10 protein-coding genes are annotated in these 14,809 nt (G+C 72.9%); 6 read left to right on the plus strand and 4 right to left on the minus strand.

Annotated features, from left to right (window positions below):
• The first annotated feature begins 28 nt into the window (after positions 1-28).
• The 4 genes from IE294_RS17390 (at position 29) to IE294_RS17405 (ending at position 7,066) form a co-directional block, all read left to right on the plus strand.
• Positions 29-1,633 carry a glycoside hydrolase family 13 protein gene (locus tag IE294_RS17390; RefSeq protein WP_189886999.1) on the plus strand — a complete coding sequence of 535 codons (1,605 nt, stop codon included), beginning with the start codon at positions 29-31 and terminating at the stop codon, positions 1,631-1,633.
• Positions 1,634-1,690: 57 nt separating this feature from the next.
• Positions 1,691-3,868: a discoidin domain-containing protein gene (locus IE294_RS17395; RefSeq protein WP_189887001.1), complete on the plus strand. Its 2,178-nt coding sequence runs from the start codon at positions 1,691-1,693 to the stop codon at positions 3,866-3,868.
• Positions 3,869-4,117: 249 nt separating this feature from the next.
• Complete coding sequence (locus IE294_RS17400) at positions 4,118-6,166, plus strand: phosphocholine-specific phospholipase C (RefSeq protein WP_189887003.1); 2,049 nt, start codon at positions 4,118-4,120, stop codon at positions 6,164-6,166.
• Positions 6,167-6,232: 66 nt separating this feature from the next.
• Positions 6,233-7,066, plus strand: a complete 834-nt coding sequence (locus IE294_RS17405) for an LURP-one-related family protein (RefSeq protein WP_189887005.1) — start codon at positions 6,233-6,235, stop codon at positions 7,064-7,066.
• 89 nt (positions 7,067-7,155) lie between these two features.
• Here IE294_RS17405 and IE294_RS17410 read toward each other — a convergent pair whose 3' ends face one another.
• Together IE294_RS17410 and IE294_RS17415 are read right to left on the minus strand one after the other, a co-directional pair.
• On the minus strand, positions 7,156-8,118 hold the full coding sequence (locus IE294_RS17410; RefSeq protein WP_189887007.1) for a hypothetical protein: 963 nt from the start codon (positions 8,116-8,118) through the stop codon (positions 7,156-7,158).
• Entirely contained in the window at positions 8,115-8,915 is an 801-nt protein-coding gene (locus IE294_RS17415) for a phosphatase PAP2 family protein (RefSeq protein WP_189887009.1), read from the minus strand. Before IE294_RS17415 ends, IE294_RS17410 begins: the two co-directional genes overlap by 4 nt.
• 222 nt (positions 8,916-9,137) lie before the next feature.
• Here IE294_RS17415 and IE294_RS17420 point away from each other — a divergent pair, with 222 nt between their 5' ends.
• Positions 9,138-9,752, plus strand: a complete 615-nt coding sequence (locus IE294_RS17420) for a TetR/AcrR family transcriptional regulator (protein WP_189887012.1) — start codon at positions 9,138-9,140, stop codon at positions 9,750-9,752.
• Positions 9,753-9,889: 137 nt separating this feature from the next.
• Here the strand turns inward: IE294_RS17420 and IE294_RS17425 are convergent, their stop codons facing one another.
• Complete coding sequence (locus tag IE294_RS17425) at positions 9,890-11,011, minus strand: DUF2510 domain-containing protein (protein WP_189887014.1); 1,122 nt, start codon at positions 11,009-11,011, stop codon at positions 9,890-9,892.
• A 272-nt stretch (positions 11,012-11,283) separates the two neighbouring features.
• Here IE294_RS17425 and IE294_RS17430 point away from each other — a divergent pair, with 272 nt between their 5' ends.
• Entirely contained in the window at positions 11,284-13,962 is a 2,679-nt protein-coding gene (locus IE294_RS17430) for an ATP-binding protein (RefSeq protein ID WP_189887016.1), read from the plus strand.
• Positions 13,963-14,008: 46 nt separating this feature from the next.
• Here IE294_RS17430 and IE294_RS17435 read toward each other — a convergent pair whose 3' ends face one another.
• Positions 14,009-14,800, minus strand: a complete 792-nt coding sequence (locus IE294_RS17435) for an SDR family NAD(P)-dependent oxidoreductase (RefSeq protein ID WP_189887018.1) — start codon at positions 14,798-14,800, stop codon at positions 14,009-14,011.
• Positions 14,801-14,809: the final 9 nt, after the last annotated feature.

Consider the following 14,809-nt stretch of genomic DNA (forward strand, 5'->3'; position numbering starts at 1 on the left):
CGCCCCCGTCTACAGAAAGGCAAGCCCAGTGGGACAGCCCAGCCATGCCCGGAAGGACCCTGACTGGTGGCGCTCGGCCGTCATCTACCAGGTGTACGTCCGCAGCTTCGCGGACGGCGACGGCGACGGCACCGGCGACCTCGCGGGCGTCCGCGCCCGGCTGCCGTACCTCGCCGGACTCGGCGTGGACGCCCTGTGGTTCACGCCGTGGTACGTGTCTCCGCTGAAGGACGGCGGCTACGACGTCGCCGACTACCGGGCCATCGACCCGGCCTTCGGCACCCTGGCCGAGGCCGAGAAACTCATCGCCGAGGCCCGTGAGCTGGGCATCCGGACCATCGTCGACATCGTGCCCAACCACGTCTCCGACCAGCACCCCTGGTTCCGGGCCGCGGTCGCCGCCGGGCCGGGCAGCCCCGAGCGCGAGCTGTTCCACTTCCGGCCCGGACGCGGCGCGCACGGTGAACTCCCGCCGAACGACTGGCCGTCCCAGTTCGTCGGCTCCACCGACCCGGTGTGGACCCGGCTGCCCGACGGCGACTGGTACCTGCACCTGTTCACCCCCGAACAGCCCGACCTCAACTGGGCGCACCCGGCGGTCCGCCAGGAGCACGAGGACATCCTGCGCTTCTGGTTCGAGCGGGGCGTCGCCGGCGTCCGCATCGACTCGGCGGCCCTCCTCGCCAAGGACCCAGGCCTCCCCGACCTCGCCACGCACCCGGAGCCGCACCCGTTCGTCGACCGCGACGAACTCCATGACATCTACCGCTCCTGGCGCCGGATCGCCGACGAGTACGGCGGTGTGTTCGTCGGCGAGGTCTGGCTCCCCGACCCCGAGCGCTTCGCCCGCTACCTGCGCCCCGACGAACTCCACACCGCCTTCAACTTCTCCTTCCTGTCCTGCCCCTGGGACGCCGGCCGGCTGCGCGCCTCCATCGACACCACCCTCGCCGAGCACGCCCCCGTCGGCGCCCCGGCCACCTGGGTGCTGTGCAACCACGACGTCACCCGCACGGTCACCCGGTACGGCCGCGAGGACACCGCCTTCGACTTCGCCACCAAGGCCTTCGGCACCCCCACCGACCTGGCGCTCGGCACCCGGCGGGCGCGGGCCGCCGCCCTGCTGTCCCTCGCGCTGCCCGGGTCGGTGTACCTCTACCAGGGCGAGGAGCTGGGCCTGCCGGAGGCCGAGATCCCGGCCGACCGCATCCAGGACCCGATGTACTTCCGCTCGCGGGGCGCCGACCCCGGCCGCGACGGCTGCCGGGTGCCGCTGCCCTGGGCCGCCGGCCTGCCGCACGCGGGCTTCGGTTCCCGCGACGAGCCCTGGCTGCCGCAGCCGGCCGACTGGCCCTCGTACGCGGTCGACCGGCAGCAGCGCGACCCCCACTCCCCGCTCACCCTCTACCGCGAGGCCATCGCGCTGCGCCCGGAGTTCGGCGACGGCCCCCTGACCTGGCTGCCCGCCCCCGACGGCGTGCTCGCCTTCTCCCGCGCGGACGCGCTGTGCGTGGTCAACCTCGCGGCCACGCCCGTCGACCTGCCCGCGCACTCCCGGCTCCTGCTCAGCAGCGGCCCGCTGGACGACACGGGCCGGCTGCCGCGGGACACGGCGGCCTGGCTGCGCGCCTGAGCCGCGCCCGTACGCACCTTGCTATCCCACGCACCCCCACCACGAAGGGATCAGCACATGCACAGCAGCACCGTCGGACACCTCCGGCGCATGCCCGCCGTCGGGGCGGTCGTCGCCCTCGCCGCGGGCATGCTCGTCAGCATCGCCCCGGCCGCCCACGCCGCCGCGGGCGCCACCCTCCCCTTCACTTCCGTGGAGGCCGAGTCGGCGACCGGCAACGGCACGAAGATCGGCCCGGACTACACGCAGGGCAGCCTCGCCTCGGAGGCCTCCGGCCGGCAGGCCGTCCGGCTGTCCCCCGGGCAGCGGGTGGAGTTCACCGTGCCACGCGCCTCCAACGCGGTGAACATCGCCTACAGCGTGCCGGACGGCCAGTCCGGCGCCCCGAACGTGTACGTCAACGGCACCAGGCTCGCCAAGACCCTCCCGGTGACCTCCAAGTACTCCTACGTCGACACCGGCTGGATCCCCGGCGCCAGGACGCACCACTTCTTCGACAACACCCGGCTGCTGCTCGGGCAGAACGTCCAGGCCGGCGACAAGGTCGCCGTGGAGGCGGCCGGCGTCCAGGTCACCGTCGACGTCGCCGACTTCGAACAGGTCGCCCCGGCCGCCGGCCAGCCCGCCGGTTCGGTGTCCGTCGTCTCCAAGGGCGCCGACCCCAGCGGCAACGGCGACTCCACCCAGGCCTTCCGGGACGCCATCGCCGCCGCCCAGGGCGGCACGGTGTGGATACCGCCGGGCGACTACCGGATCACGTCCTCGCTCAGCGGCGTACAGAACGTGACCCTCCAGGGCGCGGGCAGCTGGTACTCGGTCGTGCACACCTCCCGCTTCATCGACCAGTCCGGCTCGGCGGGCAACGTCCGCATCAAGGACTTCGCGGTCATCGGCGAGGTCACCGAACGCGTCGACTCCAGCCCGGACAACTTCGTCAACGGCTCACTGGGACCCGGGAGTTCGGTCTCCGGCATGTGGATCCAGCACCTGAAGGTCGGCCTGTGGCTCACGGGCAACAACGACAACCTGGTGGTGGAGAACAACCGCATCCTCGACACCACCGCCGACGGACTCAACCTCAACGGCACGGCGAAGGGCGTCCGCGTCCGCAACAACTTCCTGCGCAACCAGGGCGACGACTCCCTCGCCATGTGGTCGCTGTACTCCCCGGACACCGACTCCAGCTTCGAGAACAACACGATCTCGCAGCCCAACCTCGCCAACGGCATCGCCATCTACGGCGGCACCGACATCGCCGTACGCAACAACCTGATCTCCGACACCAACGCCCTCGGCAGCGGTATCGCCATCTCCAACCAGAAGTTCCTCGACCCGTTCCACCCCCTCGCCGGCACCATCACGGTCGACGGCAACACGTTGGTGCGCACCGGCGCGATGAACCCCAACTGGAACCACCCCATGGGCGCGTTGCGCGTCGACTCCTACGACAGCGCCATCAACGCGACCGTCAACATCACCAACACGACGATCACCGACAGCCCGTACAGCGCCTTCGAGTTCGTCTCCGGCGGCGGGCAGGGCTACCCGGTGCGGAACGTCAACGTCACCGGCGCGACCGTGCGGAACACCGGCACGGTCGTGGTCCAGGCCGAGGCGCAGGGCGCGGCGACCTTCAAGAACGTCACCGCCACCCAGGTCGGCGCGGCCGGCGTCTACAACTGCCCCTACCCGGCGAACTCCGGCTCCTTCGCCCTCACCGACGGCGGCGGCAACTCCGGCTGGTCCGGCACCTGGTCGGACTGCTCCACCTGGCCGCAGCCGGGGCAGGGCAACCCGGAGCCCGACCCGAACCGCAACCTCGCCAAGGGCCGTCCGGCCACCGCGACCGGCTCCCAGGACGTCTACACCCCCGGCAAGGCGGTCGACGGCGACGCGAACTCGTACTGGGAGTCCACCAACAACGCCTTCCCGCAGTCCCTCACGGTCGACCTCGGCTCCTCCTACGCCGTGCGCCGCCTGGTGCTGAAGCTGCCGCCGTCCTCGGCCTGGGGCGCCCGCACCCAGACCGTCACGGTGCTCGGCAGCACCGACGGCTCCGGGTACTCGACCGTGCTGGGCGCGCAGGGCTACCGCTTCGACCCGGCCACCGGCAACACCGCGACCGTGACCCTGCCGAGCGGCACCAACCTGCGCTACCTGCGCCTGACCGTCACCGCCAACACGGGCTGGCCGGCGGGCCAGTTCAGCGAGGTGGAGGCGTACCAGACGTCCTGACCGGCCCGTCCTGCCGACCGGACCGGGCGCCCCGGCAGCACGACTGGCCGGGGCGCCCGCGCACACCCGCGGAACCGGGAGCCGGGGCAGGCGAGAGGCCGGGCGGCACCCGAGTTCCTTCCGTCTCCACGACTTCATGTGGGCGCCACCGCACCCTTCCCTGACGTTTGCTGCTCTTGGAACACTCGCTCCGCGCGGATTCCGTCACCTGGCGGCATCGCGTACGTCAGGATGAGAGGATCCTCACCCATGTCCGAAGTCAACCGGCGGCGCTTCCTCCAGATCGCGGGCGCCACCACGGCGTTCACGGCGCTGTCCAGCAGCATCCAGCGTGCGGCGGCCCTGCCCGCCCACCACCGCACCGGATCGGTGGACGATGTCGAGCACATCGTCGTCCTCATGCAGGAGAACCGTTCCTTCGATCACTACTTCGGTTCGCTGCGAGGAGTCCGCGGCTTCGGCGACCCCCGCCCGGTCACCCAGAACGGCAGGTCCGTCTGGAAGCAGTCCGACGGCACGAAGGACATCCTGCCCTTCCACCCGGACGCCGACGACCTGGGCCTGGCCTTCATCCAGGACCTCCCGCACGGCTGGAACGACGGACACACCGCCTTCAACGGCGGAAAGTATGACAAGTGGGTGCCCGCCAAGTCCGCCACGACGATGGCGTACCTCACCCGCGACGACATCCCCTTCCACTACGCGCTCGCGGACACCTTCACCGTCTGCGACGCCTACCACTGCTCGTTCATCGGCTCCACGGACCCGAACCGCTACTACATGTGGACGGGCTACACCGGCAACGACGGCAAGGGCGGCGGCCCGGTCCTCGGCAACGACGAGGCGGGCTACGGCTGGACCACGTACCCCGAGCGCCTGGAGCGGGCCGGGGTCTCCTGGAAGATCTACCAGGACGTCGGCGACGGCCTCGACGCGACCGGCGGCTGGGGCTGGATCAACGACGCCTACCGCGGCAACTACGGCGACAACTCGCTGCTGTACTTCAACCAGTACCGCGACGCCAAGCCCGGCGACCCGCTGTACGACAAGGCCCGCACCGGCACCGACGCCCGCAAGGGCGAGGGCTTCTTCGACCAGTTGAAGGCGGACGTCCGGAGCGGCAAGCTGCCCCAGGTCTCCTGGATCGTCGCCCCCGAGGCCTTCACCGAGCACCCTAACTGGCCCGCCAACTACGGCGCCTGGTACGTCTCCCAGGTCCTGGACGCGCTCACCTCCGACCCCGACGTGTGGGGGAAGACCGCGCTGTTCATCACCTACGACGAGAACGACGGCTTCTTCGACCACGTCATCCCGCCCTACCCGCCGGCCTCGGCCGCCCAGGGCAAGTCGACGGTCGACCCCGCGCCGGACCTGTTCAAGGGCGACGCCGGCCATGCCGCCGGCCCCTACGGGCTCGGCCAGCGGGTGCCGATGCTGGTGGTCTCCCCCTGGAGCAAGGGCGGGTACGTCTGCTCGGAGACCCTCGACCACACCTCGATCATCCGGTTCATCGAGCGACGTTTCGGTGTCCAGGAGCCGAACATCTCGCCCTGGCGGCGGGCCGTGTGCGGCGACCTGACGAGCGCCTTCGACTTCTCCCGCAAGGACACCGCGCGGGTCGTGCTGCCCTCCACGGCCGGCTACCAGCCCAAGGACCACGACCGCCACCCCGACTACGTGCCCAAGCCTCCCGCGAACGGCACCCTTCCCCGGCAGGAGCGGGGCAGCCGGCCCACCCGCCCGCTGAAGTACGCCCCGGTGGTCGACGGCTCGGCGGACACCGCGGCCGGCAAGTTCACGCTCACGTTCGCCTCGGGGGCGCACGCGGGGGCGGTCTTCCTCGTCACGTCCAACAGCCGTACCGACGGCCCCTGGACGTACACCACGGAGGCCGGCAAGACCCTCTCGGACACCTGGAACTCGGCGTACTCCGGCGGTGACTACGACCTCGCCGTGCACGGCCCCAACGGCTTCCTGCGCGTCTTCAAGGGCCACAACAAGGCCGCCGGCCCCGAGGTCACCGCCCGGCACAAGGGTGACGACGTCGAGCTCACCTTCACCAACAAGGGCTCCGGCACGGCGAAGCTGAAGCTGGTCAACGGCTACGGCGGCAAGCCGGTCACGGTGACGGTCCGGCCCGGCGCGACCGTGCGGCACACCGTCGCGCTCGGGGCCAGCAAGCGCTGGTACGACCTGACCGTGACCTCCGACGCCGACCCGGCCTTCCTGCGCGGCTTCGCCGGGCACGTGGAGAACGGGCGGCCCGGCGTCAGCGACCCGGCGATCGTCACGGGGTGAACGGGCGATGAACACCGCTCCGTGCGGACTGGTCGGGTACCGGTCACATCAGGGTAGTGTGCCCCGGTGACCACGCAATCGAACACTCCTGCTGGCTGGTACCCGGATCCGCACGGAGCGGCGCAGACGCTCCGCTACTGGGACGGCGCGCAGTGGACCGAGCACACCAACCCGGCCCAGCAGCAGGCCGGGCAGGTTCCGCCGCAGCAGGCAGCCTTCCCGCAGCAGCAGGCCGGTGAGGCCAGGGTGCAGCGCCAGGTGCAGCAGCAGGCCGGCGTCGCGGCCGGCGGCCCCGGCGGGGGCACCCTCTTCACCGAGCCCGTCCTGGTCGTGAACCAGAAGGCCAAGCTGATCGAGCTGACCAACGAGTACAAGGTCATGGATCAGAACGGCCGGGAGATCGGCTCGGTCACCCAGGTCGGCCAGGGCGTGCTGCGCAAGATCCTGCGCTTCGTCTCCAGCCTGGACCAGTTCCTCACCCACAAGCTGGAGATCCGCGACGCCTACGGCCAGCCGCAGCTGCTGCTGACCCGGCCCGCGAAGATCTTCAAGTCGCGGGTGATCGTGACCCGCCCGGACGGCTCGCCGGTCGGTGAGATCGTCCAGAAGAACATGATCGGGAAGATCAACTTCGCGATGACGGCGAACGGCCAGCAGGTCGGCGCGATCAAGGCGGAGAACTGGCGGGCCTGGAACTTCGCGATCGTCGACCACGCCGACAACGAGGTCGCCCGGATCACCAAGACCTGGGAAGGCCTCGCCAAGACGCTGTTCACGACGGCGGACAACTACGTCCTGCAAATCCACTACCAGCTGCCCGAACCGCTGCTGAGCCTCGTGGTGGCCACCGCGCTGACGGTGGACACCGCGCTCAAGCAGGACGCGCGCGGCTGGGGCTGACCGGCACACGGGACAGCAGGAAGCAGCACGGCGACGGCGGCCGGTGCCCGCGGAACGCGCGCACCGGCCGCCGCCGTGTGCCCGGGTGGTCACAGTGCCGTGAGGTGCCCCGGCTGTTCCGGCTGCCGGGGCAGCAGCACCGGCTCCGCGGTCGCCGTTCCCGGCTCCAGCGCCAGCACGGCCGCCACCGGGTGCTCGTCGTCGTCGCCGGCCTCCTCATGACCGGCGGGCGCGGGGGCCGCCCGGGTCAGCAGCACCACGCCCCAGGAGGCCAGCCCCGCGCCGGCCAGGGCCAGCAGCACCCCGGCGGCACCGCCCTGGAGGCCCTGTCCCAGCAGCGTCAGGCCGATCACCGCGGCGGCCACCGGGTTGGTGAGGGTGACCACGGCCAGCGGGGCGCCGAGGCCGCCGCGATAGGCCGTCTGGGACAGCAGCAGTCCGCCGACGGCGAACGCGGCGACGAGTACGGCGACCACGATCACCCCGGTGCTCAGCACCGGGCCCGAGCGGTCCGTCGCCGCCACGGTCACCGTCTGGGTGAGCGCGGAGGCGACCCCGGAGGCGAAGCCGGACGCGGTGGCGTGCCTGAGGCCCGGCCGGGCGCCGGGCCGGGACAGCAGGCCGATCGCGGCGGCGGTCGTACCCGCGACCACCAGGGCCTCGGTCAGCGACAGCACCCGGGCGGGCGCCGGGCCGGAGGCGGTGACCAGCAGCGCGGCGAGCCCGAGCAGCGTGAGCGCCGTACCGCGCCACTCCAGCGCGCTCACCCGCCGGCCGGCCGCGCGCGCACCCAGGGGCACGGCGGCGACCAGGGTGAGCGCGCCCAGCGGCTGTACGACGGTCAGCGGGCCGTACTTCAGGGCGACGACGTGCAGCAGCGCGGCGGCGGCGTTCAGTCCGACCGCCGACCACCAGGCGCCGGTGCCCAGCAGCCGCAGCAGGCCGGTGCCGGCGCTGCGCGAGGCGAGCCGTTCCTGGGCGACGGCGGCGAGCGCGTAGGCGACGGCCGACACCAGGGACAGGCCGAGGGCGGCCAGTGCGGCGGCGCTCATCGGCCCGCTCCCGCCAGGACGGTCTCGCGCGGCTTCAGCAGGCCGGTGCCGCGTCCCGCCGTGGTGGCCGTGGGCCGTGGCGGAGGGACGACCGCGAGGGCGAGGCCGAGCATGGCCGTGGCGACGATCGCGTCGAGCCAGTAGTGGTTCGCCGTGCCCACGATCACCAGCAGGGTGATCAGCGGGTGCAGCAGCCACAGCCCGCGCCGGCGGGACCGGGTGGCGGCCATCAGGCCGATCGCCACCATCAGCGCCCAGCCGAAGTGCAGCGAGGGCATCGCCGCGAACTGGTTGGAGAGGTGGTCGCTGGACGGCGGGCCGTACACGGAGGGGCCGTAGATCCGGGCGGTGTCGACCAGGCCCGTCCCGGTCAGCATGCGCGGCGGGGCGAGCGGGAACGTGAACGGCAGCACGAGGGCGGCCGTCGTGAGGACCGCGAGGACTCGTCGGGCCCAGACGTAGTGCGCGGGCCGCCGCAGGTAGAGCCAGACCAGGAAGGCGACCGTGGCCGGGAAGTGGACGGTCGCGTAGTAGGTGTTCGCCAGGTGGACCAGGGTGTCGCCGTGCAGCAGTGCGGACTGCACGGCGGTCTCGTCGGGGAGGTGGACGCTCCGCTCCAGGTGCCAGACGTGCCGGGCGTTGCGGAAGGCGTCCGCGGTGTGGCCGGTGGCCAGTTGGCGGCCCAGTTTGTAGACCAGGAAGAGCCCGGCGACCAGCAGGAACTCACGTATCAGAGACGGACGGGCCGGAGTCCCCGGTTCCGCCTCCGTCTCCGCAGGCTCGGTTCGGGCGTTCATCCCCCGGCCCCCTCGCTGACGGTGGTGCGTGTCGTGGTGCGGACGAGCCCCGGTCCGCACCGGAACTCATCGATACGTTGCCGTACCGATACGCCAGTGTACCGATACGGTCCGGTACCGGTACACTTGCGTATCGATTGATGTGCGCCACACTGGAACCACGCGCGGGCACCAGGCACCGCGCAGCCACGGGAAACAAGCACGAGTGAGGGGAAGCACCGCATGACGTCGCAGGCCGCGGACGCACCGGACACGGTCGTCGCCTCGCGCCGCTCCAAGATCACGCCGGAGCGTGAGCGGGAGTTCTTCGACGCCGTGCTGGAACAGATCCGGGAGTGCGGCTACGACTCCGTCACCATGGAGGGCATCGCCGCCAGCACCCGGTGCAGCAAGTCCACGCTCTACCGGCAGTGGAAGACCAAGCCGCAGTTCGTCGCGGCGGCACTGCGCGCCAACCGCCGGGTGAAGTTCGCCGGCATCGACACCGGATCGCTCGCCGAGGACCTGCGCCAGGCCGCGCGGGCCGCCGGCGACTGGTCCGGCAAGGACACCCGGCTGCTCCAGGCGCTGGGGCACGCGGTGACGGCGGACCAGGAGCTGGCCCAGGCGCTGCGCGAGGCGCTGGTGCACCCGGAGATCGCCGCGCTGGAGGAGATCCTGGCCCGGGGCGTGGCCCGGGGCGAGGTCCGGGCGGGCCACCCGGCGCTGGAGTACGTCCCGGCCATGATGTTCGGCGTCCTGCGCGTGCGGCCGGTGCTCGACGGCCACTACGCCGACTCCGACTACCTCGTCCGCTTCGTGGAGGCCGCCGTGCTGCCCTCGCTCGGACTGACATGAGACCCAGGCCGCCGTTCACGGGATGACTGGACGGTGACCTGCCCGCGCCGCACCGTGGGGACGGGGGCGGCGCGCACCCCCCGGCCGGGTGGGGTTCCCCTTGAGCGGAGGGGAATCCCACCCGGCCGATCCGTCTCTCAGACGTCCTGGCCGCTCCCGCCGCCGGACGAGACCTTGATGCCCTTGAGGATCTCGTCGACGACCGACAGCTTCTGCCCGACGTCCACGCCGAAGCGGACCACCACGATCTGCCGGGCGTCGTTGGGGGAGGGGAAGGCGACCGACTCGACATAGCCGTCGGACCCCTTGCTGGTGACCGCCTTCCAGCGCACCAGGTAGCCCTTCTGCCCGGCCACCGTCACCGCCTCGGAGGCCAGCACCTCGTGCGAGGTGATGCTGCCGTAGGTGGTGCCGCCGTACGACTGCTTGGCGTTGGCGGCGATGTCCGCCTTCGCGACCTCCTCCGCCGTGTCGTCCTCGATGCCCAGCGCCACCGCCGGGGCCGTGTAGGCGCCGCCCGCGGTGCACGTCTGGGCCGAGTTGCCCGGGCACTTGTAGGCGTCGTCGGAGGTCACCTGCGCCCCGACGCTGATCGTCTGTCCGGTCCAGCCCTTCGGTACCGGCAGGCTGATGCCGTTGACCGGGTCCGGCACCGAGCCGCCGCCCTTGACCTTCGGCGCCTCCGACCGACGCGGGGACGGCGAGGCCCCGCCGGAGCCGCCACTCCCGCCGGAGCCGCCGTTCCCGCCCGAGCCGCCGCCGGGCCCGCCGAACGGTCCGCCCCGGCCGCCGTCCTGGCCGCCGCCCGGCCCCTGCTGCGACCCGGCGCGGTCGTCGCCGCCCCCGCCGTCCTTGGTGAGGGCGTACACGCCGACCCCGATGCTCGCCAGTACCGCGGCCGTCACCGCGACGGCTATGCCCGTGCGCAGCCGGCGCCGGGAGGGGGCGGGCGGTGGGGCGGGATACGCCGGATAGCCCGGCTGCGCCGGATACTCCTGCCGGCCCGGATACCCCTGCTGTTCCGGATACCCCGGATGGGCGCCGAACCCGGCGGGAGCCGAGGGCGCCGGACCCGCCGGCTGGGCCGGGTGCGGTCCGCCGTCCGGCACCGGCCCGCCCGGGGGACCCCACGCGGCGGCCGTGCCGGCGGGGCGGGTCTGGTCCGTCCATGCCTTGCCGTCCCACCAGCGCTCGGTGGGCGGACCGTCGTTCGTCTGCCCGGGGTCGGGGTACCACCCGGGAGGAGTCACCTGCGTCATGCCCCCACCGTATGAGGCGACCGTGAAAGCGGGATGAGAGGATCCGCCGCCAAGGGGGCAAAGCGGAATATTTTTCCCCGGATTTTTCGGTGCCGCCCTCCGTCAGACGTCGTTGACACTCCGTTCGCTGGTCGTGCGGGCGGTCGCGTCGCCCGCCCGCCCCCTGTTTCACCCGGCCGGGCAGCAGCTGCCGCGAGCGGCCACCGAGGGCCCCGCCCGACGGCTACGCTCGGGTTCCGTACGTCATTCGGGCGACCTGGGGAGGTAACGGGATGACGGAGGGACGGCCGTCGGCGGCCGGCTCGGCTCCCCTGTGGGAGCGGGACGCCGAGCTCGCCACCGTCGCGCGGGCGCTCGACGTCCTGTGCGCGGACCAGTCGTCCGCGGGCAGCCTGCTGGTCATCCGGGGCGAGGCGGGACTCGGCAAGACCGCGCTGCTGGCCGAGATCCGGCGCATCGCCGAACGCCGCGGCTGCGCCGTCTGGTCCGCACGCGGCGCCGAGACGCTGAGATCCGTCCCCTTCCACGTCGTACGGCAACTGCTCCAGCCCGCGCTGCTGTCCTTACTGCCCGAGGAGGCCCGCGAGTACCTCGGCGACTGGTACGACATCGCCGGTCCCGCCCTCGGCATAGCGGAACCGCGGGCCGACAAGGCCGACCCGCAGTACGTCTGCGACGGACTCGTCGCCGCCGTGCGCCGGCTCTCCCGCCGCCAGTGGCCGCTGGTCCTGCTCGTCGACGACGCGCACTGGGCCGACCAGGAGACCCTGCGCTGGCTCGCCGCCTTCGCCGAGCGCCTGGACGACCTGTCCGTCCTCGTCGTGGTCGCCCGCCGGCCCGGGGAGGTCAGCGGGGACGGCGCCCGCCTGCTCGACGCGGTGGCCGCCGCCGGCCGCCCCGTCCACAACCTCAGCGCCCTCACCCCGGACGCCACCGCCGGACTCACCCGCGCCACCGTCGGCCGGCACGCCGACGACGCGTTCTGCCGCGAGGTCTGGGCCGTCACCGGCGGCAACCCCTACGACACCGTCGAACTCCTCGCCAAGGTCCGGGACAGCGAACTCCCGCCCGTCGAGGCGCAGGCGGGAGAGCTGCGCGCCCTCAACCGCGCCGCCCGCGACGGCGGACTGGTCGACCGGCTCAAGGGCCTCGGCCTGGAGGCCACCCGGTTCGCCTGGGCCGCCGCCATCCTCGGCACCGGCATCACCGTCGACATGGTCGCCCAACTCGCCACCATGAACGACGAACTGGCCCGCACGTGCGCCGAACTCCTCTGCGACGCCCGCATCCTCACCGCGCCCGAACCGTCCGCCGGCACCCGACGCACGGACGGCGAGCTGGAGTTCGTCCACCCCCTCATCGCCACCGCCGTCTACAACTCCATCCCGTCCGGCGTGTGCACCGCCATGCACGGCGTCGCCGCGCAGATGATCACCGAGCGAGGCCGCGGCGCCGCCGAGGCCGCCCGCCACCTGCTGAAGGTGCACCCGGACGACGACGAGGAACTGGTCGAGCAGCTGCGCGAGGCCGCCCGCGAACACCTCGCCGTCGGCGCGCCCGACGCGGCCCGCCGCTGCCTGGAACGCGCCCTGGCCGAGCCGCCCCTCCCCGAGGTGCACGCGCACGTCCTCTACGAACTCGGCTGCGCCACCCTGCTGACCGACCCCGCGGTCACCATCGACCACCTCCAGAGCGCCCTCGGCATGCCCGGCCTCGACGGCGACCGGGTCGACGCCGTCGTCCGCCTCTCCCAGGCGCTGCTCCACAACGACCAGCTGGAGGAGGCCGTCCGCACGGTCGAGGCCGAGGCCGCCCGGCACGAGGCGGGCCCCGTCCGGATGCGGTTGCGGGCCTTCCAGTTCATGTGGGAGGGCATCCACGGCGAGACCGTCTCCCCGGCCCGCTCCCGGCGCCTGGCCGAACTGGCGAGCACCTGTGCGGGCCGCGACAACGCCGAACGCGTCCTGCTGATCCTGCGCGCCTTCGACGCGATGACCCATGGCGAGAGCGCCGACGAGGTCATCGACCTGTGCGACCGCGCCCTGGTCAACGGCCGCCTCGCGCCCGGCCTCGGCTGGACCGACACCGAGTGGGGCATGGAACTGCTGATGATGCTCGGCAGCGCCTACACCTACGCCGACCGGCTCGACCGCGCCGAGAGCCTGTTCGCCGAAGCCCGGCGTGTCTACACCACGGCCGGCTGGCACGGCGTCCACCTCTCCCTGGCCAACGCCTTCCTCGGGCTCGCCTACCGCAGGCAGGGCCGGCTGCGCGACGCCGAGTCCACCCTGCGCGAGGCCGTGGTCCTCGCCGAACGCGTCGGCCGCCGCCTGCCGCTGTACTGGTCGGCCACCTGCGGTCTGGTCGACACCCTGCTGGCCCGGGGCCGGGTCAAGGAGGCATGGTCGGTCGCCGAACGGTACGGTTTCGCGCCGCCGTACCCGTCCACCATCGTGCTGCCCGACATCCGCTCCGTGCGCGGCCGGCTGCTGCTCGCCGTCGGCCGCACCGAGGACGGCATCAACGAACTGGAGGCCGCCGAGAAGACCGCAGCCTCCCGCGGCGGCCACAACCCGGTCCTCGCGCCCTGGTCCATCGACCTCGCCCAGGCGCTCGCCGGGCAGGACCCGGACCGCGCCGCCCAGCTCGCGGCCGACGCCCGCCGGCAGGCCGAGCGGTTCGGCACGGACACCGCCGTCGGCGAGGCCCTGCGCTGCGCCGCCGCCCTGGCGACGGGACAGCGGGCGGTCCAGCTCGCCGCCCGGGCCGTCACCTACCTGGAGGCCTCACCCTGCCAGTACGAGCACGCGGCGGCCCGCGTCGAGTACGGCATCGCCGCCCGCTCGGCCGCGGAACTGGGCCGGAGCCTGGACCTGGCCCGGGCGTGCGGCGCCGAGCACCTGGCGGCCCGGGCACGGGAGGTGCTGGAGACGGGGCGGGGGCTGCGCTGAGCCGCGCTGGACAGGCGGGGCCTGCACCGACCCGGCGTCCCCGGCGTCACATGCCCAGCAACTGCTCCGTCACCGCCGCCAGCCGCTTGCGCACGTCAGCGTCGTACGCCGCCTCGTGCGCCCGCGCCGGCCGGGTCCCGTCGTAGTACCCGCCACTGCCCGTCTCCCGGGTGGCCAGGGCCAGTACGCCCGGTGCCCCGTCGGCGACGGAGTTCCACGGGGTGATGCCGCCCTCGCGGACCATCGCCGTGTCCATGTAGGTGGCGGGGTGCAGCACGTTCACCGACACACCGCTGCCCGCCAACTCCTCGGCCAGGGTGAACGTGTACGCGGCGAGCGCGAACTTGCTGCGGCAGTAGGCCGAGATCCCGCTGTAGCCGCGGGTGAGTTCGGGATCGGCGGCATCGACGGGCTCCTGGCCGCCCGAGCCGACGTTGACGATCCGGGCCGGCGGATTCGCCCGCAGCACCGGCAGCAGGGCGCGGGTCAGCACCACGGGCGCGAGGTAGTTCACGGCGAGCCGCAGCTCATGCCCGTCAGCGCTCAGCTCGCGCCCGGAGCCGGGTGTCCCGGCGCCCACGCCCGCGTTGTTGACCAGCACGTCGAGGCCGGGATGCGCCTCGGCCACCCGCGCGCCCAGCTCCCGCACCTCGGCCAGCCGGGCCAGATCGGCGACGAACCCCTCGGCCGCGCCCTCCGTGCGCAGCTCCTCGACCAGCCGCTCGGTGCGCGCCCGGTCGCGGCCGTGGGCCAGGACGAGGTGACCGGAGCGGACCAGTTCGAAGGCGACGTACCGGCCGAGCCCCGAGGTGGCGCCGGTGATCAGAACAGTGGACATACCGCCAGC

It is taken from the genome of Streptomyces canarius (assembly GCF_014650735.1).
Classification (GTDB): Bacteria; Actinomycetota; Actinomycetes; order Streptomycetales; family Streptomycetaceae; genus Streptomyces; species Streptomyces olivaceoviridis.

Coding starts and splice junctions, on each gene's coding strand:
- IE294_RS17395 (WP_189887001.1), top strand. CDS start 1,691: ATGCACAGCAGCACCGTCGGACACCTCCGGCGCATGCCCGCCGTCGGG.
- IE294_RS17400 (WP_189887003.1), top strand. CDS start 4,118: ATGTCCGAAGTCAACCGGCGGCGCTTCCTCCAGATCGCGGGCGCCACC.
- IE294_RS17410 (WP_189887007.1), bottom strand. CDS start 8,118: ATGAGCGCCGCCGCACTGGCCGCCCTCGGCCTGTCCCTGGTGTCGGCC.
- IE294_RS17415 (WP_189887009.1), bottom strand. CDS start 8,915: ATGAACGCCCGAACCGAGCCTGCGGAGACGGAGGCGGAACCGGGGACT.
- IE294_RS17420 (WP_189887012.1), top strand. CDS start 9,138: ATGACGTCGCAGGCCGCGGACGCACCGGACACGGTCGTCGCCTCGCGC.
- IE294_RS17425 (WP_189887014.1), bottom strand. CDS start 11,011: ATGACGCAGGTGACTCCTCCCGGGTGGTACCCCGACCCCGGGCAGACG.
- IE294_RS17430 (WP_189887016.1), top strand. CDS start 11,284: ATGACGGAGGGACGGCCGTCGGCGGCCGGCTCGGCTCCCCTGTGGGAG.
- IE294_RS17435 (WP_189887018.1), bottom strand. CDS start 14,800: ATGTCCACTGTTCTGATCACCGGCGCCACCTCGGGGCTCGGCCGGTAC.